General features: G+C 59.9%; 20 protein-coding genes and 2 pseudogenes. 9 read left to right on the forward strand and 13 right to left on the reverse strand.

Going from position 1 to position 23,533, the window contains the following annotated elements:
• Window positions 1-2: 2 nt before the first annotated feature.
• Both CAG25_RS08030 and CAG25_RS08035 read right to left on the reverse strand, forming a co-directional pair.
• Window positions 3-1,301, reverse strand: coding sequence for a carbohydrate porin (locus tag CAG25_RS08030; protein WP_085610284.1), 1,299 nt, complete (start codon window positions 1,299-1,301; stop codon window positions 3-5).
• 84 nt (window positions 1,302-1,385) lie between these two features.
• Window positions 1,386-3,791, reverse strand: a complete 2,406-nt coding sequence (locus CAG25_RS08035; RefSeq protein ID WP_085610285.1) for a glucose/quinate/shikimate family membrane-bound PQQ-dependent dehydrogenase — start codon at window positions 3,789-3,791, stop codon at window positions 1,386-1,388.
• A 284-nt stretch (window positions 3,792-4,075) separates the two neighbouring features.
• Here CAG25_RS08035 and CAG25_RS08040 point away from each other — a divergent pair, with 284 nt between their 5' ends.
• Window positions 4,076-5,047 (forward strand): LysR family transcriptional regulator, encoded by a 972-nt coding sequence (locus CAG25_RS08040; RefSeq protein ID WP_178076436.1) that lies wholly within the window; start codon window positions 4,076-4,078, stop codon window positions 5,045-5,047.
• A gap of 72 nt (window positions 5,048-5,119) precedes the next feature.
• On the opposite strand, the gene CAG25_RS08045 is transcribed toward CAG25_RS08040, so the two are convergent.
• From CAG25_RS08045 to CAG25_RS08055, 3 genes are all read right to left on the reverse strand, one after another.
• Window positions 5,120-6,271, reverse strand: a complete 1,152-nt coding sequence (locus tag CAG25_RS08045) for an L-dopachrome tautomerase-related protein (RefSeq protein WP_085610286.1) — start codon at window positions 6,269-6,271, stop codon at window positions 5,120-5,122.
• A gap of 212 nt (window positions 6,272-6,483) precedes the next feature.
• A complete protein-coding gene (locus tag CAG25_RS08050; RefSeq protein ID WP_011334128.1) occupies window positions 6,484-7,248 on the reverse strand; it encodes an SDR family oxidoreductase in 765 nt (254 codons plus the stop codon).
• Window positions 7,249-7,271: 23 nt separating this feature from the next.
• Window positions 7,272-8,069, reverse strand: coding sequence for an SDR family oxidoreductase (locus CAG25_RS08055; RefSeq protein WP_064381600.1), 798 nt, complete (start codon window positions 8,067-8,069; stop codon window positions 7,272-7,274).
• A gap of 105 nt (window positions 8,070-8,174) precedes the next feature.
• On the opposite strand from CAG25_RS08055, the gene CAG25_RS08060 reads away from it, so the two are divergent.
• Window positions 8,175-9,146 carry a GlxA family transcriptional regulator gene (locus CAG25_RS08060; protein WP_085610287.1) on the forward strand — a complete coding sequence of 324 codons (972 nt, stop codon included), beginning with the start codon at window positions 8,175-8,177 and terminating at the stop codon, window positions 9,144-9,146.
• A 27-nt stretch (window positions 9,147-9,173) separates the two neighbouring features.
• On the opposite strand, the gene CAG25_RS08065 is transcribed toward CAG25_RS08060, so the two are convergent.
• From CAG25_RS08065 to CAG25_RS08080, 4 genes are all read right to left on the reverse strand, one after another.
• Window positions 9,174-10,196 carry a transketolase family protein gene (locus tag CAG25_RS08065; protein WP_011334131.1) on the reverse strand — a complete coding sequence of 341 codons (1,023 nt, stop codon included), beginning with the start codon at window positions 10,194-10,196 and terminating at the stop codon, window positions 9,174-9,176.
• Complete coding sequence (locus CAG25_RS08070) at window positions 10,193-11,041, reverse strand: transketolase (protein ID WP_085610288.1); 849 nt, start codon at window positions 11,039-11,041, stop codon at window positions 10,193-10,195. Before CAG25_RS08070 ends, CAG25_RS08065 begins: the two co-directional genes overlap by 4 nt.
• Before the next feature lie 18 nt (window positions 11,042-11,059).
• A complete protein-coding gene (locus CAG25_RS08075) occupies window positions 11,060-12,358 on the reverse strand; it encodes an MFS transporter (RefSeq protein WP_064596576.1) in 1,299 nt (432 codons plus the stop codon).
• A gap of 97 nt (window positions 12,359-12,455) precedes the next feature.
• Entirely contained in the window at window positions 12,456-13,205 is a 750-nt protein-coding gene (locus CAG25_RS08080) for an SDR family NAD(P)-dependent oxidoreductase (RefSeq protein WP_085610289.1), read from the reverse strand.
• Window positions 13,206-13,403: 198 nt separating this feature from the next.
• Here CAG25_RS08080 and CAG25_RS08085 point away from each other — a divergent pair, with 198 nt between their 5' ends.
• Complete coding sequence (locus tag CAG25_RS08085) at window positions 13,404-14,318, forward strand: LysR substrate-binding domain-containing protein (RefSeq protein ID WP_085610290.1); 915 nt, start codon at window positions 13,404-13,406, stop codon at window positions 14,316-14,318.
• Here the strand turns inward: CAG25_RS08085 and CAG25_RS08090 are convergent.
• On the reverse strand, window positions 14,312-15,112 hold the full coding sequence (locus tag CAG25_RS08090) for a DUF1206 domain-containing protein (RefSeq protein WP_085610291.1): 801 nt from the start codon (window positions 15,110-15,112) through the stop codon (window positions 14,312-14,314). The genes CAG25_RS08085 and CAG25_RS08090 overlap by 7 nt on opposite strands.
• Window positions 15,113-15,394: 282 nt before the next feature.
• Between CAG25_RS08090 and CAG25_RS08095 the strand changes: the two genes are divergently transcribed.
• Window positions 15,395-15,625 carry a hypothetical protein gene (locus CAG25_RS08095; RefSeq protein ID WP_011334137.1) on the forward strand — a complete coding sequence of 77 codons (231 nt, stop codon included), beginning with the start codon at window positions 15,395-15,397 and terminating at the stop codon, window positions 15,623-15,625.
• Between the two features lie 93 nt (window positions 15,626-15,718).
• Window positions 15,719-16,570: a LysR family transcriptional regulator gene (locus CAG25_RS08100; protein WP_085610672.1), complete on the forward strand. Its 852-nt coding sequence runs from the start codon at window positions 15,719-15,721 to the stop codon at window positions 16,568-16,570.
• Between the two features lie 6 nt (window positions 16,571-16,576).
• On the opposite strand, the gene CAG25_RS08105 is transcribed toward CAG25_RS08100, so the two are convergent.
• The gene (locus CAG25_RS08105; protein WP_085610292.1) at window positions 16,577-18,031 is read right to left on the reverse strand and encodes an MFS transporter; all 1,455 of its coding nucleotides are present in this window, start codon (window positions 18,029-18,031) and stop codon (window positions 16,577-16,579) included.
• A 230-nt stretch (window positions 18,032-18,261) separates the two neighbouring features.
• Here CAG25_RS08105 and CAG25_RS08110 point away from each other — a divergent pair, with 230 nt between their 5' ends.
• On the forward strand, window positions 18,262-19,020 hold the full coding sequence (locus CAG25_RS08110) for an SDR family NAD(P)-dependent oxidoreductase (protein ID WP_085610293.1): 759 nt from the start codon (window positions 18,262-18,264) through the stop codon (window positions 19,018-19,020).
• A gap of 60 nt (window positions 19,021-19,080) precedes the next feature.
• Here CAG25_RS08110 and CAG25_RS08115 read toward each other — a convergent pair.
• Window positions 19,081-19,632 (reverse strand): annotated as a pseudogene (locus tag CAG25_RS08115) (substrate-binding domain-containing protein); the annotation flags it as partial.
• Here CAG25_RS08115 and CAG25_RS08120 point away from each other — a divergent pair.
• From CAG25_RS08120 to CAG25_RS08130, 3 genes and pseudogenes are all read left to right on the forward strand, one after another.
• Window positions 19,625-20,686 (forward strand): annotated as a pseudogene (locus tag CAG25_RS08120) (nucleobase:cation symporter-2 family protein); the annotation flags it as partial. The pseudogenes CAG25_RS08115 and CAG25_RS08120 overlap by 8 nt on opposite strands.
• A 30-nt stretch (window positions 20,687-20,716) precedes the next feature.
• On the forward strand, window positions 20,717-21,226 hold the full coding sequence (locus CAG25_RS08125; RefSeq protein ID WP_011334143.1) for a nucleoside deaminase: 510 nt from the start codon (window positions 20,717-20,719) through the stop codon (window positions 21,224-21,226).
• 134 nt (window positions 21,227-21,360) lie between these two features.
• A complete protein-coding gene (locus CAG25_RS08130) occupies window positions 21,361-22,020 on the forward strand; it encodes a carbonic anhydrase (protein ID WP_011334144.1) in 660 nt (219 codons plus the stop codon).
• A gap of 124 nt (window positions 22,021-22,144) precedes the next feature.
• On the opposite strand, the gene CAG25_RS08135 is transcribed toward CAG25_RS08130, so the two are convergent.
• Window positions 22,145-23,368, reverse strand: a complete 1,224-nt coding sequence (locus tag CAG25_RS08135; protein ID WP_085610294.1) for a zinc-dependent alcohol dehydrogenase — start codon at window positions 23,366-23,368, stop codon at window positions 22,145-22,147.
• Between the last annotated feature and the right edge of the window lie 165 nt (window positions 23,369-23,533).

A 23,533-nucleotide genomic window follows, 5' to 3' on the forward strand; every position in this document is an offset into this window, starting at 1 on the left:
TGTCAGAGCGCGGCTTTCACCTGCAATCCAAACACCAACGCATTGTCGATGTCCTGGCCGGAAAACGCGCCCGGCTCAATGATGTATTGCACATTCGGGCGCAGCGTCAGCCAAGGCGTGGCCTGGTAGCCATAGCCGAGTTCGATCAATTGTTCGGCGCTGTCCAGATTGGGGAACGCGGCGCCATTGGCCATGGCGGTGTCCTGCAGCACATCGCGGCTGCGCGGGTTCGGCACTGCTCGGCCGTAACCGAGCGCCACGGTGTCACGCGGGCGGCCTTCGAAAGGCTTGTACAGAACCAGACCGGTGCCGTACCACTTGCTGAACGGCGAAGCTGCCTCGCTGGCCGCCGAGTATTGGCCGAAGGCGTGCAGGCTGCGGCCTTCGGAGGTCTCCGAGGCCCAGACGGCCTGGTCGATCAGGACGTAATGACCGCCGCGTCCGGACACTTCCTTGTCACTGCCGATGCGTTTGACGTCGGAGCTGTCGTAGTAATACCCGAGCTTGTACTCGCCGGGCAGTTTGCCGGCCTGCTTGTAGACCAGTTCGATCGGCACCACGGTGCCGGTGGTGTGTTTCGGGCCCAGGTGCCAGGCACGGCTGGAATTGCCGTTGCTTTCCGGATCGACATTGAACGCGGCTACGCGCAGTTGCCAGGCCGGGGAGAGGTCATATTTCACCCGCACACCCAGGTGGGCGTTGGGGTAGTTGGTCCAGCCACTGCCACCGGACATGTTCAGCGGATGGCCGCAGAAACCGGCGTTCATGAAGTTGCAGAGAATGCCGCTGTCCAGCCCACCGAGGTCGTTGCCCATGGCCATGTAGCCGAGTTTGACGTTCAGTGCCGGGGTAAACAGGCTGCGCTCGTAGCTCAGTTCGGTGAGGCGGGTGTAAAGACCACCGTAGTTTTCCTGGATCGGCAGACGGTTGCCGACAAGATCTTCAGAAGCACTGTTGCCGCGACGGTCGTTGATGGTCAGCTGAATCTTGCCGGCGTTGTCCACGCCGTACAGTTTGCTCAGGTCGAACTGCGCGCCGAGCTTGATGTTCTGCGAGTAACGCGCCGAGCGATGCAGGCCGCCGTCGGCGTTGTAGGCGGTTTCGCCGGTGTAATCACCGGTGAACTTGATGCCGTCTTCGTCGAACTGGTGGCGCAGGCCGCCCCAGTCGCCGGTCAGGGTGCTGCGGGTAAATATGTTCGAATCGGTATCGGCAAGGGCGGGCAGGGCAGCGCCGCAGGTGAGACCGAACAGCATGCCGGTGAAAACCCCGGCGTAAGAAAAGCGAACAGCCAATGACATTGCGCAAATCCAGAGCGAAGGACATGAAACAACGCGGCACCCGAAGGTGCCGCGCACAAGTGAAACGAAGGCGAACGCGACGGTTTACGGCAGGGCGTAAGCCATTACGTAGTCACCGCGATCAGTCGACTGGCGAGCGCCACTGGCGGTGATGACCACGTATTGCTTGCCGGTTTTCGGCGACACATAGGTCATCGGGCCACCCTGGCTGCCGACCGGCAGACGCGCTTTCCAGATTTCTTCACCATTGGCGCTGTTGAAGGCGCGCAGGTAGAAGTCCTGGGTGCCGGCGATGAAGATCAGGCCGCCCTGGGTCGACAGCGTGCCGCCGAGGGTTGGCAGGCCGATCTTGATCGGCAGGTGCATGCGGATGCCCAAGGGACCTGTGTCTTCAACGGTGCCGACCGGCACTTGCCAGGCGACTTTCTGGGTTTTCATGTCGATGGCGGTCAACGTACCGAACGGCGGAGCCTGGCACGGAATGCCGGCGACCGACAGGAAGCGGTTTTTGTTCACGGCGTAAGGCGTGCCCTTGAGCGGCACGGCACCCATGCCGGTGTTCAGCGCTTCGCCACCGGAAGAGGCCTGAGCCTTGTTCTGCGACGGAATCATCTGAATCCACAGGCCCAGACGCATGTCGTTGACGAAGATGAAACCGTGCACCGGGTCAGTGGAAATGCTGCCCCAGTTCATGCCGCCCAGCGAACCCGGGAAACTCAGGGATTTGTCAGTGCCCGGCGCGGTGTACAAGCCGTCGTAACGCATCGACTTGAAATCGATCCGGCACAGCAGCTGGTCGTACGGGGTGGCGCCCCACATGTCCGATTCAGTCAAGTGCTGGGCACCGATCTGCGGCATGCCCACCGATTTCGGCTGGGTCGGCGAGTACGGCTCGTTGGGGATATTGGCGGCCTTGACCGGCACTTCTTTAACGTCGGTCAACGGTTTGCCAGTGGCGCGGTCGAGCACGTAAATCTGCCCGGCCTTGGTGCCGATGACCACCGCCGGTACGGTTTTACCGTCCTTGGTGAAGTCGATCAGGCTTGGCTGCATCGGCAGGTCGAAGTCCCAGAGGTCGTTGTGGACGGTCTGGAATACCCACTTTTCTTCGCCGCTGTTGGCGTCCAGCGCGAGGATCGAAGCACCGTAGGTGTGATCGAGTTTGCTGCGCTCGACCCCATAGATGTCAGTGGAAGAACTGCCCATCGGCAGGAATACGGTGTTGGTCGCCGGGTCATAGGACATCGGCGCCCAGCTGTTCGGCGTGCTGCGCACATAGGTGCTGCCGTCCGCGGGTGCCTTGCGATCGGTTGGATTGCCCGGGTCGAACGCCCAGCGCATGGCACCGGTCATGACGTCGAAACCACGGATCACGCCGCCCGGCATGTCGGTCTGCACGTTGTCAGCCACACGACCGCCAACCACCACGGTGGTGCCGGCCATCAGCGGCGCGGAGGACAGTTGATAGTAGCTGTCCGGCACATCACCCAGACCGGCCTTCAGATCCACCTGGCCGTTGTTGCCGAAGCCCCGACAGAACTCGCCGGTGTCAGCGTCGACCGCGATCAGGCGGGCGTCGATGGTGTTGGTCAGCAAGCGACGCGTGCAGTTGGCGACCGGAGCGGTCGGGGTTTCAGTCACTGGCGAGCTGGCCGGTTTGGCGACGGCGGTGCTGGCGTCGAAATACGCCATGCCACGGCAACGCTGCCAGACTTTGGACTGAGCGTTGATCGCGTTTTTCCAGAGTTCTTTACCGGTGTCGGCATCCAGTGCGATCAGGTTGTTGTGCGGGGTGCAGATGAAGACTTTATTGCCGATCTGCAGCGGAGTCAGCTGGTCTTCGGCACCGTTGCCATCGCTCTCGGCGATGTCGCCGGTGTGGTAGGTCCACGCGACTTTCAGCTTGTCGACGTTGCTGCGATTGATCTGGTCAAGCGCGGCGAAGCGGCTGCCGCCTTCGGTATTACCGTAGTGCGCCCAGTCTTTCTGCGCCTTTTCCGGCTCGACCGGCGTCAGGCCCGGACCGGTGCCGGTAGGGGCGACGGTCGGGTGCGCGACGAACATGTTGCCGGCAGCCACGGCCAGTCCAACGGCCAGTACCGCCGCAACGCCGTAAGCGCCACGACCTGCAACGTCACCATTGGCGCGTTTGAGCAGCGGATAGACCAGCGCGACCACCAGACCCACCGCGCTGAACATGAACAGGCGCGAGAACACCGGCCAGAACACCAGCCCTGCGTCGATCAAGGCCCAGATGGCGGTCCCAACCAGAAACGCCGCGAACAGCCAGGCACCGGCAGGCTTGCGCCGCGCGATCAGCAGACCGGAAACGGCCATTACCAGACCACCCACCAGGAAGTACCAGGAGCCTCCCAGGCTGACCAATTTCACACCGCCAGCAGCCAGTGCCAGGCCGAGCAGGGCGATGATCACCCCGAGCCCGACCAGAATGAATGTTGATATGCCCGAGAGGCGTTGACTCTGCTTCACGTTGAATGTCCCGTTGAAATGAGGCGTGCATTATATAGTTAGGTAACTACCTAGTTAAATCACTAAATCAGCATGAAGTGTAGTTTGCTGCTCAGCGCAGCGTCGGATCGGGGGACGGTTTGCGCCTGTCAGGCTGCAAGCGATATTGAAATGCGGTTGAAAGTCGTTTTTCTGTCAGGGGAAGTGGGATTTGTGACAGATATGGCTCGCGCAGTGATTACGTCGGTGCCTGGGCTGATTAGACTAATGGCTAACAGCGCCGGCGTCTGAGCGGCGGCTGGGCAATGATCATTTTTCCCATTACGCTGAAGAACTTCGTCCGCACCCTACAGAATTTCGTGATCGTGAAGAAAATAGTCCGCGTAGATGACCTTCAGGTATTCGTCACCACGGCTGCGGCCGGCAGTTTCTCCGCCGCCGCCCGATTGCTGGACATTTCTCCAGCCTTGGCCAGCGGAGCGGTTCAGCGTCTTGAAGGCAGTCTTGGAGCAAGGTTGTTCGTTCGCTCGACCCGGCGCTTGAGATTATCGGACGATGGCGAACGCTACCTTTCCCATGCCCGGCAGGCACTCGAAGCGCTCGAAAATGGCGAGATCGCACTGAGTGAAGGTCGCGATGAAATCGCCGGCACGATTCGCTTGTCGATACCGTCGGATATCGGCCGAAACGTGCTGTTGCGATGGCTCGACGAGTTTCAGCAACTGCATCCGAAGGTGCTGTTGCAGTTACGGGTCAGCGATCAGGTTGCCGACCTGGTCGGCGAACAACTGGATGCCAGTATCCGTTATGGTTTGTTGGCCGATTCCAGCCTCGTCTCTCTGGCCCTGGCGCCGTCGAACAGAAGAACGGTCTGCGCCTCGCCGGACTATCTGGCCCGCCACGGCCGGCCAGCCACACCTGAAGAATTGGGCAACCATAACTGCCTTCGATTTGTGATGGGCGAGCAGACCTACGAACGCTGGAGCTTTCATTCGGCGGACGGTGTCAGGACCGTTCAGGTGACGGGCGACCGGGTCAGTGATGATGCCGATATCGTCCGGCGCTGGGCGGTTGCCGGTTTCGGAATCGTCTACAGGTCGAAAATCGATGTGCTGGATGACTTGCGCAGCGGTCGACTGGTGGAGCTTTTCCCGGCAGACGTCGGACAGCCGGCACCGCTCCAACTCGTGTGCCCCCATCGCACCTCGCTCACACCTGCCGTGCAGGCATTGAGGGCTTTCCTGGCGCAACGCTTCGAACGTTACGTAGCTCATTGAGAACCTGACGAGGCTGCAGGTGCCGCGTCAGGTTCAGGCCTTTGAGCCACACCTCATTGTTCTGACGTTTCTTTAGTACGTCGCTGCAGGCCTGGCGCCGATTTTGACGCGCATCAGGTTGTACGGTTTGACACGTTTGTCCTGACCGTCATTAAAACCTGCCGAGCGATGAAGCTGGTTGGCGGTGAAATACAGATAGCCGTCCGGGCCGATCGACAACGTATCGGGCCAAAGCACTCGTGAGTCTTCGACCAGCGTTTGCCAGCGACCGTCCGGCAGGCGTTTGCGAATCGCGTTGTGCTCGTAGTCACCGGCGTACACGGCACCGTCGGCATCGGCTTCAAGACCGTCGGAAGCACCTTTTTCACCGAGGTCGACGACGGCTTTTTCCAGGTCGGCATCGCTCACCCCCGGATCACGCAGCAGGGCAGTCGGCACGGCGTACAGATGCCTGCTCGATAACGGGCAGAAGTAAAGCGTCTTGCCGTCACTGGACAGGGCAATACCGTCAGACGCCACCGTCAACAGGCCGGTTTTGCCTTGAGCGTCGCGCGTCACCAGTGCGGGCTTGCCTTCAACCTTCGGGATAAAGGACGGGTCGGCCGAGGTGGATTGGGCGCCAGTCAGTTTGCGGCTTGCCTGGCCACTCGCCAGATCGACCACGATGATGCCGCCAGGACCACTGACCGAAGAGTCGGTAATGTAGGCGGTCCCTTCCTTGCCTGTACGGAAGTCAAAGCGCACGTCATTGACATAGGTGGTCGGCAGGATGACGTCGTCAGGGAACACAATCGTTTTTGTGATCTTGTCGGAGGTCAGGTCGATCGCCACCAGCTTGGCTCCGCCCGCCTGAGGTGCGGAAAACTTCGGTGCTGCCGTGTCGAGCACCCAGACGCGGCCTTTGCCGTCGGCAACCACACTTTGCACGCTGATGAATCCCTTGGCCGGGTTCTGCGGATCCGCGACATTGGTTTTCAGATCAGGGTAGGGCACAAGTTGACCGTTGGAAATTTCCGCAACGGTGTAGGGCACGTCATCGCCCCAGCGGGGGAAGTTCACGAAGATCCGGCCGGTTTCGGTTACCGTCACGCCTGTCGGCATGGCCCCGTTGAACGCGTAAACACGTTCGATGCCGGCGCCTTTGCCCGTATCACTTTGCGCTACGGCCAGGCCGCTTACGGATACCGCAAGGGCCAGGCCTGCGATTTTAAATAATCTGTTCATGTTCAAGTCCTTGAGCGCCAGTGATATGAGGAGCCTTCAAGCACGAGTCGCGATAAATCAGTGAGCGCGAGAAGGCAGTGACAGGCTATGCACGAAGACCTTCTTCAGACAGAAGCAGATCGCAGGAAGACTTTCCGCATTTTGCGGAAAATACAAAACTGCCAGCCTTCCATCAGGGAGGGCTGGCAGCGTTGACGACAGATGGCTTCAACTCAGGCGACCGGAATCGGGTTCTCCTCCAGTGCCTGATTGAACTGATTGATCAGAGCGTGCTCATTAATGCCTTGGTTGGCTCGCAACGGGACGACCCGATCCACCAACACTTCCGTGGTCGCCGTTTCGAGTTTTTCCAGGGTTTCCCGAATGAATTCGTCGAGCGGCATGGCGCGTTCATCGCCGCTTTTGTGAATCAGGTCGGTGTCGACCCATGGCGGCGCGATCTCCAGCACTTTTACGCGGGTGTCGCGCAGGGTGAAGCGTTGCGACAGCGAGTAGGAGTGAATGGCCGCCTTCGTCGCCGAGTACAACGCTGTCGCAGCCAGTGGCAGATAGGCCAGCACGGAGCTGTTGTTGATGATGAAGGCTTCGGGTTGACGCTTGAGGTGCTCGACGAATGCGGCGCTGACACGCACCGGGCCGAGCAGGTTGGTTTGCAAAAGACTCACCGCCTGTTCGTCGTCGTAATCACCCGAGGCTGGATTATCGAACGGCATGATCCCGGCGTTATTGATGATCACGTTCAGCGAGGGGTGGCGGCGTATGACTTCCTGGGCGACGTCCTTGATTTGCTGCGGGTCATTGATGTCCAGCTGGACCGTGTCGATTCCGGGATTGGCCCGGGCGATCTCATCCAGCAGGGCCTGGCGACGGCCCGCGATGATGACCTGATTGCCGCGCTGGTGAAATGCCTCGGCCAAAGCGCGGCCAATGCCGGAGGTGCCGCCGGTGATGAAGATCGTGTTAGCGCTGAGTTTCATGATTCATATCCTTTTGATAGCGATCAGTTGGCGTTGTAGCGCGGCGCGAGCCGGTTGCTCGAAAGCTCGGAGAACAAGGCCTGGCGGCTGGCTTCGTAACGCTCGTAGCCTTGCAGGTCGTGCATCGAGGGGATGGAGATCAGTACGCCGTTGTCGAAATCCTGCAGAGCGCCGGCGACCAGGTCCTGGGCCGACATCACAATGCCCGGATCCAGATGCTCGACAGGCAATCCACCGATTTGCCAGAAGTCCGTCGCGGTTGCGCCGGGCAGGACAGCCTGAATCCGGATGCCTTTATCCGAGAGTTCCTTATGCAGGGACTGGGTGAACGCGGTGACGTAGGCCTTACTGCCGCCGTACACGCCGTTGAGCAGCTCCGGCGCCAGGCTGACGATCGAGGAAATATTGATCACGGCGCCTTGTTCACGGGCGACAAAACCTGGAATCGCGGCGTAGGTCAGGCGGGTAAGGGCGGTGACGTTCAGCGTGATCATCTCGGCCATCCGCTCGACATCACTCTCCAGCAGGCCGGTATGGGTGCCGATGCCGGCATTGTTGACCAGCAAGGTGATGCTGGCGTCCTCACGCAACTTGCGTTCTACCTTGGCGAGGTCCTCGGGGCGACCAAGATCGGCCTGCAACACTTCGATGTTCTGCCGGGTTTCGCTGGTCAGGCGGCTGGCCAGTGCGTTCAGACGTTCGCGGTTGCGCGCCACCAGCACCAGGTCGTAACCCCGGCGGGCAAGGTGTTCGGCGTAAATCGAGCCGATGCCGGTGGACGCGCCGGTGATGAGCGCAGTGCCTTTGTATTGTTGCGTCATGATCAAGCTCCGTGGGTTGTGTGTGGAGCCATGATGAAGGAGGGGACTGATGTCTTAAACGACGTATATGGTAGTGTTTAAGGACATTCAAAAAGGAGTTCAGTCATGCATCGCGTCGGCTATCTGATTACCGAGGGTTTTCAGGTGATGTCCCTGGCAACCCAGGCTGTATTCGAGTTCGCCAACATCGTTGCGGGGGAAGAGATCTACAAGGTCCAGAACTTCTCGATCGGCGGCGGAACCGTGCGTTCTTCATTGGGCATGTACATCGACACGCTCCCTCTGGGCACCCCGGGATTGGCCGACACGTGGATGATTACCGGTACGCTGACCCCGTTGAATCCACCAGATGAAGAAGTGCTGGCCAGTGTGCGCGCCTTCGTCGATGGAGCCCGACGCACAGCAGGTCTGTGCACCGGCTCGTTCGTTCTGGCGCAGGCTGGGGTTCTGGACGATCGGAGGGCGACCACCCACTGGGCCTATGCGAACAAGCTCCGTGAGCTGCATCCAAGAATCGAGGTCGAGGAAGACCGCATCTTCATCGTCGACGGTCCCGTCTGGACGTCGGCAGGCATGACAGCCGCGCTGGACATGGCGCTGGGCATGGTGGAAAAGGATCTGGGCACCGACATGGCCAGGTCGGTGGCGCACAAACTGGTCATGCATCAACGGCGTTCGGGTGGGCAATCCCAGCATTCGGAACTGCTTACGCTTGCTCCAAAGTCGGACCGTATTCAAAGCGCGCTGGAGTATGCGCGCACGCACCTGGACCGCCCGCTCAGCGTGGAGGAACTTGCCGACGTCGTGCACTTGAGTCCCAGACAATTCACCCGGGTATTTACTGCCGAGACAGGCCAGTCACCGGCCAAGGCTGTTGAAAGCCTGCGTCTGGAGGCCGCTCGCGTGATGATCGAGCAAAGTCGTCACAGCCTGGATCGCGTGGCGAAGGAAACGGGGTTTCGAGACCGTCGCCACATGCGCGAAGTGTTCATGCGAGGGTTTGGCGTTCCGCCGCAGGCGGTTCGACGAGATGCCAGGCGGATCGGCCAGGGGGAATACACCTCATCGGGGCGCTAATCCGTAAGCGCCCCGATCAGCCAGCAGTCAAAGCCAGGACTTGATTTGCGCGCAGACGGCGTCGGTGGAAATGCCATAGCGATCATGCAGTGTCGGCAATGCACCGGCGTCGAGGAAGGCGTCGGGCAATGCGATCTGCCTGAATGTCGGCGTCACTCCGTTGCGCAGCAGTACCCCGGCAACCGCTTCACCCAGCCCGCCAATAATCGAGCTGTTTTCTGCGGTAACCACCAGCCGGCCAGACTTGCGGGCCTCGGCGAGAATGGTCTGTTCATCCAGCGGTTTGATCGTCGGCACATGCAGCACGGCGACATCGACGCCATCGGTCTGCAGCGCCTTGGCAGCCTCCAATGCGCGCATGGTCATCAATCCGGTCGAGATGATCAGGACATCGTTACCGGTGCGCAGGGTCTTGGCCTTGCCGATCTCGAATTGATACCCGTATTCATCCAGCACCAGCGGCACGTTGCCGCGCAGCAGCCGCATGTAGACCGGCCCCTGATGCGCGGCAATGGCGGGCACGGCCTGTTCGATTTCCAGGGCGTCACAAGGGTCGACGATCATCAGGTTGGGCATCGCCCGGAAGATCGCCAGGTCATCGGTGGCCTGGTGGCTGGGGCCGTAGCCGGTGGTGAGGCCGGGTAATCCGCAAACGATTTTGACGTTGAGGTTTTCCTCGGCAATGGCCATGCAGATGAAGTCATAGGCGCGACGCGAGGCGAACACCGCATACGTGGTGGCGAACGGCACGAAGCCTTCGCGGGCCATGCCTGCGGCCGCACTCATGAGCAACTGTTCGGCCATGCCCATCTGATAGAAACGATCCGGGTGGGCCTTGGCGAAAATGTGCAGGTCGGTGTACTTGGACAGGTCAGCGGAGAGGCCGACGATGTCCGGACGCTGATCCGCCAGTGCAGCCAATGCATGGCCAAAAGGTGCTGAGCGGGTGGCTTGGCCTTCAGAGGCAATCGAGGCAATCATCGCCGAGGTGGTCAGGCGCTTCTTGATCGGTTCGCCAGTCGAGGTCGGTGTGTTGGCGGCGTTGCTCATTGGTTTTTTCCTTCTTCAAGCGTGGTCAGTGCCAGATCCCATTCGTGTTCGTCCACACGGATGAAATGGGTCTTTTCGCGGTTTTCGAGGAAGGGCACACCTTTGCCCATGGTGGTGTCGCAGATGATCACCCGTGGCTGGGTGCCAGGGTGGTGGCGGGCGGCATCGAAGGCTTCGACCAGTGCGTCCAGATCGTTACCGTCGACGCGCTGGGTGAACCATCCGAACGCTTTCCAGCGATCCACGATGGGTTCGAACGACAGGATCTCGCTGGAATGGCCGTCTGCTTGCTGGTTGTTGACGTCGACGATGGCGATCAGGTTGTCGAGCTTCCAGTGCGAGGCCGACATTACGGCTTCCCAGGTCGAGCCTTCGTTCAGCTCGCCGTCCGACAGCAGGTTGTAGACGAACGATGTCGAGCCCTTGCGCCTGAGACCCAGGCAGGCGCCGACCGCGATGCCCAGCCCCTGACCCAGCGAACCACCGGTGATTTCCATGCCCGGCGTGTAGGCGGCCATGCCCGACATCGGCAATCGGCTGTCATCCGAGCCGTAGGTTTCAAGCTCATCGAGCGGAATGATCTCGGCTTCGATCAGCGCCGCGTACAGCGCAATCGCATAGTGACCGATCGACAGATAGAAACGATCACGCGGCTCCCACGCCGGGTCTTCGGGGCGATACCTCAGCGCATGGAAGTAGGCGACCGCGAGCAGGTCCGCCGCACCGAGGGCCTGGCCGAAGTAGCCCTGGCCTTGCACCTGCCCCATGCGCAAGGCATGGCGGCGAATGTTGTGGGCGCGCTCGGCCAGCGTCTGGGGTGTTGTGAATGAAAGGTTGGCAGTCATGGTGAATTCTCCTGTGAATCAACGATTGACCAAGGCAGCAGGAATGCGCAGGACCAGCGAGGCGCCGATCAGCAGCACGCCGGTGATCAGATACATGCCGATAGCGCTGGAGCCTGTGAGTGTGGTTATCCAGCCAATCAGGTAGGGCGAGCAGAAACCGGCAAGGTTGGCGAAGCTGTTGACGGCGGCAATGCCTGCCGCGGCGGAGACACCACCAAGCAGCGTGGTGGGGAGCATCCAGAACAGCGAGGTCGCGGACAGGATGCCGGAAGCCGCCAGGCACAGACTGAGAATGGACAGCATCACATTGCCTCCCATCAGCGCCGCGAGGGTCAGGCCGATGGCCCCGGCGATCATCGGCACGATCAGGTGCCAGCGGCGTTCGCGATGTTTGTCGCCACTGCGTCCGACCAGCAACATGGCGGCGATGGCGCAGAGGTAGGGCAGGCTGGTCAGCAAGCCGATTTTCATCGGATCGGAGACCCCGGCATTACGCACAAGGGTCGGCAGCCAGAAGGTAATTGCGTACTGCCCCATCACCACACAGAAATAGATCCCCGCGAGCAGCCAGAGGCGACGGTCACGAATGAATTCGCCCACGGACGCATGCGTCACTTTCTGCTGGTCGTCCTCCGCCAGCTCACGAGCGATCAGGGCTTTTTCGTCGTCGTTGAGCCAACTGGCCTGATGCACGCCATCCTTGAGGTAGCTGAGCACCAGCAGTCCGACAACCACCGTAGGCACAGCCTCCAGCACAAACATCCATTGCCAGCCGGCCCAGCCGTGCATACCGGCGAAGTGGTTCATGATCCAGCCGGAGAGCGGACCGCCGACCATGCCCGACAACGGGATGGCGATGAACCACAACACCGTCATGCGCGCACGCCGGTAGGACGGAAACCAGTAGGTGAGGTACAGCAGCAGACCCGGCGCCAGGCCGGCTTCGGCAATGCCCAGCAGAAAGCGCAGGGCGTAGAACTGCCAGGCGGTTTCGACGAAGGCGAAGAGGGCGGAAACAATGCCCCAGGTGATCATGATGCGCGCGATCCAGACTCGCGCGCCGACCTTGTGCAGGATGATGTTGCTGGGCACTTCGCAGAGAAAGTAGCCGATGAAGAACATGCCCGCGCCCAGCCCGTAGACTGTTTCGCTGAGCGCCAGATCGTTCATCATTTGCAGTTTGGCAAAGCCAACGTTGACGCGATCGAGGTAGGCGCACAGGTAGCACAGCATCAGGAACGGCATCAGGCGCCAGGCGGTTTTACGGTAGGCGTTGGAACGCACCGCCGAAACGGCTTCGAGCGACAGGGTAGTCATGATGGTCTGATCTCTTGTTTTTATTGACCGCCGGGCAAGTCTGCCCGGCCGTATCATCGATCCAGAACCGCACGGGCCGCGAGGCCCGCCACGTGTGTCAGTGAATCAGCATGCCGCCGTTCACATCCAGGGTGATGCCGGTCAGATAGGAGGACAGGTCGCTGGCCAGGAACAGCGCCGCATTGGCCACATCCTGGGCCTCGCCCAGGCGACCCAGCGGAATACCGTCGATGATCGCGTGGCGGCGTTCGTCCTGCATCAGGCCGCCAGTAATGTCGGTGTGAATCAGGCCGGGGGCGATGGAGTTGACGCGCACGCTGTCCGGCCCCAGCTCACGCGCCATGGCCTTGGCCAGGCCCAGTACACCGGCCTTGGCGGCGCTGTAATGAGGCCCGCCAAAAATGCCGCCGCCGCGCTGCGCGGAAACCGAAGACATGCACACGATGCTGCCGCTGGCTTGCTGGCGCATGAGCGGAATCACCGCCTGGGACATCAGCAACGTACCGCGCAGGCTGACGTCCAGCACCTTGTCGTAATCACCGGGGCGGATATCGAGGGTCTTGAGGGGTTGGGTGATGCCGGCATTGTTGACCAGTATGTCGATCCGGCCAAAGTGTTCGATGATGGTGGCGACAGCCTGCTGCACCTGGGACTCGTCGGCGACGTTGGCAGCCAGGCCGAGATGACCCTCGCCCAAAGAGGCAGCGGCATCGCGGGCAGCGGATGCGTCCAGATCCAGAATCACCACCCGGGCGCCATGTTGAGCGAAGGTCGTAGCTGTCGCGCGGCCGATACCACGTGCGGAGGCAGCACCTGTGATGATCGCGACTTTGCCTTGAAGAAGCATGGGAGAAAACCTCTGATTGTTGTTATTGAGTCGGTCCGTGAAGAACCGATGACTCAGCTTGTCTCCCGCAACGACCCTGAGCAATAACGCAAACTTCACTGGATGCTGAAAAAAATTCAGCACTCGCCAACATGCGGTTGTGGTGTTTGAATAGCCGAACGCCCGGCCTCAGCCACTTGCAGCGGAATAACCCTCATCATGAGTTCATCTGGCGAAGCACCGCCAATCCTGCCACCCCTGAAAGCCATTCAGGCCTTTGAGCAAACTGCGCGCTTTGGCAACGTCGCGCGTGCGGCCGAAGTGCTGGACCTGACGCCCTCGGCAGTCAGTCACCAACTGGCCAAACTCGAGGCGATGATCGGGCGGCAGCTGTTCCTCAGAACGGCCAGAGGGGTGACGTTGACGCCCGTGGGCGAGCAATACCTGTCCGAGATTTCCGGCATCCTGCACAGCCTGGCGGTGGCAACAGAGCGTGCGACCAGTGATGTCAGCCTCGACTGTCTGCGATTGCATTCATCACCCAGCTTCGGCCTGTTGTGGCTGATGCCGCGCCTGGAACAGTTTCGCGAGAGCCATCCCGACATTCAGCTCAATCTCTCATGCTCTTATGAATCGCTGCACTTCAGTCGGGACAAGATCGACGTGGACATCCGCCACGGCATGCCGAACTGGCCAAGTTTCGAAGTGCGTACGCTGCGCAACGAAAAAATCGCGGTCCTCGCATCGCCCAAACTGCTGGAAAAACGCCCGATCCGCGCCGTCGCCGACTTGCTGGACGGCAACCTGATCCTGTCGGAGGCGACGCTGATCAAGTGGCCGCAACTGTTTGCTCAACACGGGCTGTCGCGCCCAGAAAGCCCCTATACCTTGAGCTTTGACCGCTCCTACATGACCCTCGAAGCCGCCAGCCACGGGCTTGGATTTGCATTGGAAAGCACGCTGCTGGCGCAGGACTACCTGGCGCGCGGTGAGTTGGTCGAAGTCATTCCCGGGTTGAGCGCCCCGATCACCGCACACCACCTGGTTTTCCCGAAGGCGCATGCGGGGTTTCCACGGGTGAGGCGTTTTCTGGAATGGATGCAGCGTGAGCTTGGGCATGACTTCAGTTACTGAAGCACATCCATATTGATCTTGCGCCAACACGCTTCCGAGAAACTGTAAACCGAGAACGCAATCAGCCCCAGGGCCATTACCATCAAAAGAAGCCATCCAGCGGGCAGATTCTGCAGCGCGTCCAGCGCTTCCTTCATGCCAGGCGGGTCCATGGCTTGATAAGCGGAACCGCTGACGGCCAGCAGCAAAGCAATTTCCATAAACACGACGCCGCGAGCGATCAGACCGAAGCGAGACACCGGACGGACATAGCGCATGACCTCTTCGTCGGCCTCAAAATACTTCTCGAACGAGGCCTTCCAGCCCTTGATGATGTGCGCAACGCCAACCCCCAGCGGAATGAGCGCAATCAGGTACAACAATAGATTCGAGTGTTCCCACGACAAAAGATGCGCCAGCCAGTCTTTGGTCTGCTCTGCGGAATGGTTCGAACTGCGGCTACCACTCACAAGCAGGCCCAACGCAAAAAACGCCAGAGCACCGTTGACCAGACCTCCTGCAAACAGGCCTGCACGAATCACCAGCCCTTTGAGCTGCGTGCCGTGATGATCGACATCGCGTATCGCTTGCAGGACACGCCAGGCTGCAAACGCAAGCAGACCCGCCACCACAAGGCCCACCAGAAAATAGCCGAACGGCTGGCTCAGCAAGGCCTCCAGGCTCTTGTGACTGTCCTTGGGTTTTGTCGAATCATGGGCTGCCAATAGCGCGAATATGCCGATGATCAAATAAAGCACTCCGCGAGCGGCGTATCCGCCCCGAGCGAGTATGACGAGACTGCGTTGCGCGGACATTGGATAGATTTCCGAGGTGTATTAAGAGAGCAGACCCTTGTTGCTGAAAGGGGTTCTGTTACAAATCGGAGTCCGGACATTTACCCGGAGTGCGATGGATGAAGGGGACGAGCTGACGTTGCGAGCCGGACGATCCTGACCCATCATTCAGATTCATATTGATGCCGTGGTGAAAATGGACAAGCAACTGGCTGGTTACTCGATTGTATTGACCATCATCTGGGTTTCAGCGGTTATCGCGGTCATGTACTGGATGTCTAATTGAACGTATTGGGTGGCGATGTGGAAGGCGTGGTGTTGGGCGACAAGATTCAGCGAGAAGCGGATCGACTGCTGGCGCAGATTGTCCGGGCAGACTCGATGATCATTGCTGTCAAGGCAGGGGCGCGGGCGGATGGTTTCGTGCTGGGACTGGAAACCGGCGGGGCCTTGCGTGCCGGCGATGCCGAGAGGCTGTACATCATTTTCGAAGCCGCGCTGGTGGAGCGTTTGAAGTCATTGTCGCGAGGCTGATCAGATCGGCTGATTGAATCGATATTCATGAACAGCCATCGACTTGAACTATAAGCTGACCACTCAATGTTCATTTTTGTACGGGGCGAGGGCATGGACTGGAGTGACATGCGGATCTTCCTGGCGATTGCCCGCAGCGGCTCGCTGGGCGGAGCCGCCAGGGAGTTGGGGGTCAGTCATCCGACGGTCGGACGGCGCTTGCAGATGCTTGAACAAACCAGTGGGCAAGCCTTTTTCCTGCGGACCGCCCAGGGGCTGGTGCTCACGGACAGTGGCGAGAGGATTCTCGGTCTGGCGCAGGACATGGAACACAGCGCCTTGGCCATCGAGCGGCGTCTGGCGGGGCATGGTGATCAGCCTGAAGGCCTGTTGCGGATATCCTCAGCCGACTGGTTCGCCTGTCATGTTTTGTCGCCGGTTCTCAGCGAACTGGTGCACCGCTACCCGTTGATCGTTCCCGAAGTCATCGCCGGGCATAGACTGTTCGATCTTGCCCGCCGGGATGCCGACATCGCTTTCCGGATCGTGCCTTTCACCGAACCCGACATAGTGCACCGCAAGCTGACAACTCTGTCGTACGGCCTATACGCGGCTTTGCATGCCCCGGCGCCGCAGCCGGACGGCGAGGGGCTTGGCCTGATCCTGATGAACATCGCCCAGGCCCATTACCCGGACGTGCAATGGCTGCAGCAACGCTATCCGCTGGCCCGCACCGTGTTCACCAGCAGTAGCCGTACGGTTCAGGCACAGATGTGCGCGAAGGGGCTGGGTGTTGCGGTGTTGCCCCGCGTCCTCGGCGACTCCGTGCCGGGACTGCGACAGCTGGATGTGCACGAGCCACCGCCAGGGCGGGACATCTGGATGGGGTATCACCAGGACATGCGCCAGATGGACCGGCTGCGCGCGCTGGCCGACCTCGCCTCCAACATGATCGGTGCGGGGTAGCGCGCCTCAGGTCGAGCGAACAGCCGAGGCTTGCGCTACCGTCGCTGGCTCGCGCGCTAACGTCAGGCTTATCGCTGCCCCTACGGCCAGGCAAACGGCGATGCACAGAACAGCGATCGTGAACGCATGAGTGATGCTGACCGCCGTCGCCGGTTCTCCCAGCAAGGTATAAAACACTCCGCCAATCAGTGCGACGCTCAGCGATGTGCTGATCTGCAGCGTGGCGCTGGTAATGCCTGCGATCATCCCGGCATACGCCGGCGCTACCCGGCCCGTGACCAGGCGCATCAACGTCGGCAGGCCGAGCCCTTGTCCCAGACCGATCAGGAACAGGATGACCGTCATGGAAGTGAAGGGCGGGGCGAGGGTAGTCGGTGTCACTGACACGAGCCAGCCCAGCCATAGTAATCCGACTACTTCCAGCCCCATGCCTACCGGATTCACGTAGCCCCCGAGGACGCGCCTGAGGAGCGGAACCGACAGGGGACCGAGCAGAAATCCCGCGCCAAACGGCAGAAAGATCAGGCCGGCATGCAGTGCGCTCATATGCAATGCGCTTTGCATGTACATCGAAAACATCAGAAAAAACACACCGATTGAATAGAAGCAAAGCGCGACCAGAAGCGCTCGCCCCAGGCCCGGTGCATTCAGTACGGCCGGGGCGAGGATGGGAGTTCCTCCGGCTCGGTGCAAACGGTTCTCGTAGCGCCAGAACACTACCGCCAGCACAGGGCTGGCGGCCAGCGACAGCCATGCCCACAACGGCCATCCCGCCTCGCGGCCTTCAATCAACGGCACCACAAGGGTGGTCAGGGTCAGCATCGACAACGCGGTGCCCACCAGATCCAGCTTGCTCGCGTGTTGCGCACGGGTTTCTTTGAGCACACGGATGCCGAACGCAATCACCAGCAACGCGATCGGCAGGTTGACCAGGAAGATCGCGCGCCATCCCATGCCCAACACGTCGACCTCAATCAAAAAGCCGCCCAGTGCCTGACCGATCACAGACGCCAGTCCAAATACGGCCCCGTAAATGCTCAATGCCAATGGTCTTTCCGACACTGGGAAAATCGCCTGCACCGATGCAAGTGCCTGCGGAGCCATCACGGCGGCGGTCACACCCTGCAAGGCGCGTCCGAGGATGAGCATCCACGGCGAAACCGCCAGGCCGCACATCAGCGACGCGGCGGCGAAACCCAGCAGGCCAACGAAAAACATCCGCCCGCGGCCGTATAGATCGCCGAGTCGTCCGCCAGTAATCAGCGTCACGGCATAGAGCGTTGCATAGGAAGAAATCACCAGCTGCTCGGCAGAGGAGCCTGTCCCCAGATCCTCCTGTATCGAGGGCAGGGCGACGTTGACGATAAAAAAATCCAGGGGCGGCAGAAACGCACCGACGAGCAAGATGGCAAACATCAACCAGCGCCGGGGTTCGGGCACTTCGATTTCGATTCGAGACATGACAGGCATCCTGTAGGGAAACTCAGGTTTGACGACGACTGAAGGGCAAGGCTTCGCGCCTGCCCGGGTCAGGTCGCCGGGTCCCAATTTAGGGAGTCTCTCCTGCGTTTTCGCCTTACAAAACTGCACGGCCAACGTTCATTCCTGTCAGTGCCGTTCTGCGCCGTTGACGCTCACCATGGGCCAGGTCGTTTCAGACATTCCCTTCATCAACGACCGAGGAGTCAGACATGTCAGGTAAATTCAGCGATCAGGTTGCCGTCGTGACCGGCGGTTCCACAGGGATCGGGTTTTCCATCGCGCAAGCCTTGATCGCCGAGGGCGCCGAACGCGTTTACATCACTGGACGGGCAGCAGACAGGCTGGAGGCGGCAGTTGCCAGACTCGGCGACAAAGCTGTCGCGGTGGTTTCCGATGTCTCGCTTCAGGCCGATCTCGACACGCTCAAAGCGACAATCCAAACGCGCGACGATCGGCTGGACGCAGTGTTCGCAAATGCCGGGATCTGTGAGAAAAATCCGCTCGGAGAGACCAGCGAGGCGGCTTACTACGCCATGTTCGACGTGAACGTGAAAGGCGTTTTCTTCAGCGTTCAAACGCTTCTTCCGTTGATGAAAGACGCTTCGTCCATCGTCTTGACTGCCTCAATCTGCTCCAGCAACGGCATGGAAGGATTGAGTCTGTACAACGCGTCGAAGGCGGCGGTGCGATCGTTTGCACGCACGTGGGCCAATGAGCTCAAGGACCGCAAAATCCGCGCAAACGTGTTGAGCCCTGGCTTCACCCGCACACCGCTGATGGACAACGGGCTGAAAATGAGCGAGAGCGACATTGCCGCGCTGCGCCAGCACGTCGAGCAAATCACGCCATTGGGCTACATGGCGCAACCCGAAGAAATTGCCAGCGCGGCACTGTTTCTCGCCTCGGACGACGCCAGATACGTGAACGGCGTGGAGCTGATGGTCGATGGTGGTTTATCGCAAATCTGAAGCAGGGGATTGGTAAAGCATCGGGCAGGCGTAAGGCGACTTGTTCCATCTGCATTGATCTCAAAGCGTGGTGGTCTGCCCGTTGCGATCCAGTTCATACACCTTGTTGCCCTGTAACTTCTCCTTCAGCCATCGCTCTGCCTTACCCAACGGCCGCTGCCGCGCCCAGAGCAAATCCACACCAATCTGCCAGTCGGTATGCGGATACGCCGAGAGCTGCAGTTCCACCAGCTCACCCTTGGCCAGTTCACGCTGAATGAGTTGGCGAGGCAGGGTGGCCCAGCCGAGTCCGGCGCGGACCATTTCCAATAACGCCAGATAACTTTCCGCCTGCCACAGCTGGGTCGAACGCAGATATTCGCTGCTCGGCAGTTTGCTCGCGTGGGCGCTGAAGGCCAGGCGGCGATGGACGTGCAGATCCTCGAACGTGACGTTATCGAGTTGCGCCGATGGGTGCTGGGGATGGCAGACGTGCAGCATGATCAGTTTGCCCAGTTGCTGGAACGCCAGCTCCTTGGGGTAGCCGGGCTGTGAGAACGCCACACCGAGCACCGCTTCGCCGCTGCTGACCAGTTCACTGACGTCGCCATGGACCGGATGACGAATGATCATGATTGGCAAGGAATTCGGCCTCAGTCAGATTTTCGGTGCGGTGATCGCGGCGGGATTTATCACCGTCGCGCTGGCACCGGTGTTCAGCCGCTTGTTGCGGTTTTTTCCGCCGGTGGTGATTGGCAGCCTGATCACCATTATCGGCATCTCGCTGATGCCGGCGGCGGCGATCTGGCTGGGCGGTGGCAATCCCGACTCGGCAGATTTTGGCAATCCCGCCAACCTGTTGCTGGGTTTGGCCACGGTCAGTGTGACGCTGGTGATCTACGCCAGATTCAAGGGCTTCATCGGCAACCTCAGCGTGCTGATTGGCCTGTTTGTCGGCAGCCTGATCGCAGCGGCTTGCGGCATGACTCACTTCAATCGGGTCAGCGAAGCGGCGTGGTTTGAGCTGAGTGCGCCGATGGCTTTCGGCGCGCCGGAATTCGCGCCGGTACCGATTCTGATCATGACCCTGGCGATGCTGGTCATCATGGCCGAGACCACCGGCAACTGTCTGGCGATCGGCAAATTGACCGGCAAACCGACCACGCAACAGACCCTCGGCAATGCATTTCGCGCCGATGGCTTGTCGACCATGCTCGGTGGCTTGTTCAACAGCTTTCCTTACAACGCCTTTACTCAGAACACCGGTTTGATTGCACTCTCCAACGTTAAAAGCCGCTTCGTTGTGGCCGCTGCCGGGGCAATCATGGTGCTGATGGGCCTGTTCCCGAAACTCGGCGCGTTGATCGCCGCGGTGCCGACGCCGGTGCTCGGTGGCTGCGCGATTGTGATGTTCGGCATGACCACGGTCGCGGGAATTCAGGAACTGTCACGGGTGCAATTCGAGGGCACGCGCAACGGCATTATCGTCGCCGTGTCAGTGAGTGTCGGGGTGCTGCCGATGTCCTTTCCGGCGCTGTTCGAACACGTCGGCCCGACCCTGAAACTGGTGCTCGACAGCGGGATTTTCCTCGGAGCGATCACCGCCATCGTCCTCAACGTTCTGCTCAACGATGAAAAAAAATCGACCGAAACCATCGGCGCTACATCGGTTGAACTGGCCGACTGACTTTTGTTTTCCACTGCCCTGGAGTTACCCATGAATCAATTGACTGAACTCATCCCGGCTGGCATCAGCGCGCTTGATCTGACGTTACTGCGCCAGACCATTGCCTTGTCCGAGGCATCGAAGCAACGCGGTCGCCATCCGTTCGCGGCATTGGTGGCCGACCGCAACGGCAAGGTGATTGTCGAAGCGGGGAACAACTCGATGCCCCCGGAAGGTGATCCAACCCAGCATGCCGAGTTGGTGGCAGCGGCGGCAGCGGCCAAACTGCTGTCGCCGCAGGAGTTGGAACTGTGCACGCTGTACACCAGCGCCGAGCCATGCTGCATGTGCGCCGGCGCGGTGTATTGGACGGGGATCGGACGTGTGGTCTATGCCTTGTCGGAGCATGCCTTGCTGGGACTGACGGGGGACCATCCGGAAAACCCGACGTTCTCGCTGCCGTGCCGCGAAGTGTTCGCCAAGGGGCAACGCAAGGTCAGCGTGTTGGGGCCGATGCTGGAGGGGGAGGCAGCTGAACCGCACAGGGGGTTTTGGTCGTAACAGGTTTTGAAACGAAGCTTGAGCGGTGTGAGGCCGCGCACTCGCATGCGACGTCTGCAATAATGACGCCCCACTGAGGCGCGAAGGCATCGAGTGCTCGTCTCGGCATCCGGAATCAGGCTTTGGAGGACTTTATGCGTGACATTATTGATGGCTTTCTGCGGTTTCAGCGTGAGGTGTATCCACAACGCGTCGAGCTTTTCAGGCAGCTCGCGACAGAGCAAAACCCAAAGGCGTTGTTTGTCACGTGCTCGGACAGTCGTGTAGTGCCTGAACTGCTCACACAGCGTGAGCCGGGTGAGCTGTTCGTGATCCGCAACGCCGGCAACATTGTGCCGTCATATGGTCCTGAGCCGGGTGGTGTTTCGGCCACCGTCGAATATGCGGTTGCAGTGCTCGGCGTACGGGACATCGTGATCTGCGGCCACTCGGATTGCGGGGCGATGGGCGCGATTTCACGCTGCACGTGTCTGGATCATCTGCCGGCAGTTGCCAACTGGCTTCGGCACTCGGACGCCGCGAAAGCGATCAACGCGGCGCATGAGTTCGATACGCCACGCGACAAGCTCGATGGCCTCGTTCGTGAAAACGTGATCGCACAACTGGCGAACCTGCGGACTCATCCATCGGTGGCGCTTGCGCTTGAGCAAGGACGCTTGAATTTGCATGGCTGGGTCTATGACATCGAGGCAGGTTGCATCGATGCGCTGGATGGAGCCACTCGACGCTTCGTTCCACTGTCCGATTCACCGACCACCGTTGCCGTCGCTGCGCGCAACGGTGGTCAGATATAACGCCGACAGACAGGTCGGGACGGGGAAAATTTCGTCCCGGCCGATCGGTCCCTGACCCGAATCAAAGACCCACCGATGACTCACAATCGTTTGATATTTCACGTCCTTTCTTTTATTCACACATTTACGTGGCCAACGCCGTGGTGTTGACATCGTGTTCCGGTAGAGCCACATCGCTATCGCCCGGCGTCAGAATGACCTTGCGGCAATCCTCTTCCTTTTTATCAAAAATTTTATAGCCCTCCGGAGCCTGTTCCAGCGACATACGATGGCTGATGATGACCTCCGGTGAGAGGCGGCCTGCCTCGATGTGATGGAGCAGCTCCGGCAGGAAGCGATGCACGTGGGTTTGACCCATTTTGAAAGTCAGACCCTTGTCAAACGCGTCCCCGAAAAGGAATCCATGTATGAATCCAGAATAGACTCCAGGGACACTCACAATGCCACCACGTCTGACAGCTGCAATACACTGGCGCAGAGCTTTGCCGCTACTTCCCTCGAGCTTGAGTGTCGCCAGAACCGTTTCCGTCGTACTACCTTTCGCTTCAAACCCGACCGCGTCCACGACGCCGTCGACGCCTCGCATTCCTTTGGTTTGCCGAATGATCGTATCTGCAGGGTCGTCGTCTTCATCGAAGTTGATGGGAATTACGCCGTATGTTTTCTGCGCGTAAGCCAAGCGGTAAGGATGGTGATCGACCATGAAAATCTGATCGGCCCCGAGCATTCTTGCACAGGCTGCACTTAATAAACCGACAGGACCCGCACCATAAATGGCGATGCTGGAGCCGTTGCCAATCCCCGCGTTCGTTACAGCCTGATACGCAGTCGGGAGGATGTCGGAGAGGAAAAGAACTTTTTCATCCGGCAGTGTCCCTGGCACTTTGAACGGCCCGGTGTTGGCTTTCGGTACACGCACGTATTCGGCCTGCCCGCCAGGCACTCCGCCGTACATATGGCTGAATCCGAACAGCGCGGCTCCCGGGGGGATCGCCTTTTTATTCAAGATCGCTCCACGCCCCGTATTTGTAGTTTCGCAGGCCGCGAACAGATCCATTGCGCAGAAGAAACAGCTGCCGCAGGCAATAACGAAGGGAATGACAACCCGATCGCCCGGCTGCACGGCGGTGACCGCTGAACCTGCCTCCTCGACGATCCCCATGAACTCATGACCGAAAATATCGCCATGCTCGACGGTTGGAATTTTTCCTCGATAAAGGTGAAGGTCAGATCCGCAAATCGCGGTTGCCGTCACTCGAAGAATGATGTCATCGCTGTCCTGGATGACTGGATCCGGAACGTTGTCGACTTTGACGCTGTGCGCGCCGTGATACGTAAGTGCTCTCATGGCGTCCTACCTCTGACTTTCACTGGATGTAAGTGGGAGAGGGCACACAGAGAGCGTAAGTTCATAATGAAAGGCGGGGGAAGTGACTGGCGGTGGTCCTCACAATGAAGAGCGCCTTATCACCCTGTCTTGCGTCTCCGTCGTGATCCGCAATTAATCGAAACT

This window comes from Pseudomonas sp. B16(2017) (assembly GCF_002113205.1).
In the GTDB taxonomy this organism is placed as follows: Bacteria; Pseudomonadota; Gammaproteobacteria; order Pseudomonadales; family Pseudomonadaceae; genus Aquipseudomonas; species Aquipseudomonas pharyngis.

Coding starts and splice junctions, on each gene's coding strand:
- CAG25_RS08100 (WP_085610672.1), top strand. CDS start 15,719: ATGGACTGGAGTGACATGCGGATCTTCCTGGCGATTGCCCGCAGCGGC.
- CAG25_RS08090 (WP_085610291.1), bottom strand. CDS start 15,112: ATGTCCGCGCAACGCAGTCTCGTCATACTCGCTCGGGGCGGATACGCC.
- CAG25_RS08130 (WP_011334144.1), top strand. CDS start 21,361: ATGCGTGACATTATTGATGGCTTTCTGCGGTTTCAGCGTGAGGTGTAT.
- CAG25_RS08065 (WP_011334131.1), bottom strand. CDS start 10,196: ATGAGCAACGCCGCCAACACACCGACCTCGACTGGCGAACCGATCAAG.
- CAG25_RS08125 (WP_011334143.1), top strand. CDS start 20,717: ATGAATCAATTGACTGAACTCATCCCGGCTGGCATCAGCGCGCTTGAT.
- CAG25_RS08105 (WP_085610292.1), bottom strand. CDS start 18,031: ATGTCTCGAATCGAAATCGAAGTGCCCGAACCCCGGCGCTGGTTGATG.
- CAG25_RS08060 (WP_085610287.1), top strand. CDS start 8,175: ATGCATCGCGTCGGCTATCTGATTACCGAGGGTTTTCAGGTGATGTCC.
- CAG25_RS08070 (WP_085610288.1), bottom strand. CDS start 11,041: ATGACTGCCAACCTTTCATTCACAACACCCCAGACGCTGGCCGAGCGC.
- CAG25_RS08075 (WP_064596576.1), bottom strand. CDS start 12,358: ATGACTACCCTGTCGCTCGAAGCCGTTTCGGCGGTGCGTTCCAACGCC.
- CAG25_RS08040 (WP_178076436.1), top strand. CDS start 4,076: ATGATCATTTTTCCCATTACGCTGAAGAACTTCGTCCGCACCCTACAG.
- CAG25_RS08085 (WP_085610290.1), top strand. CDS start 13,404: ATGAGTTCATCTGGCGAAGCACCGCCAATCCTGCCACCCCTGAAAGCC.
- CAG25_RS08055 (WP_064381600.1), bottom strand. CDS start 8,069: ATGACGCAACAATACAAAGGCACTGCGCTCATCACCGGCGCGTCCACC.
- CAG25_RS08110 (WP_085610293.1), top strand. CDS start 18,262: ATGTCAGGTAAATTCAGCGATCAGGTTGCCGTCGTGACCGGCGGTTCC.
- CAG25_RS08045 (WP_085610286.1), bottom strand. CDS start 6,271: ATGAACAGATTATTTAAAATCGCAGGCCTGGCCCTTGCGGTATCCGTA.
- CAG25_RS08030 (WP_085610284.1), bottom strand. CDS start 1,301: ATGTCATTGGCTGTTCGCTTTTCTTACGCCGGGGTTTTCACCGGCATG.
- CAG25_RS08080 (WP_085610289.1), bottom strand. CDS start 13,205: ATGCTTCTTCAAGGCAAAGTCGCGATCATCACAGGTGCTGCCTCCGCA.
- CAG25_RS08135 (WP_085610294.1), bottom strand. CDS start 23,368: ATGAGAGCACTTACGTATCACGGCGCGCACAGCGTCAAAGTCGACAAC.
- CAG25_RS08050 (WP_011334128.1), bottom strand. CDS start 7,248: ATGAAACTCAGCGCTAACACGATCTTCATCACCGGCGGCACCTCCGGC.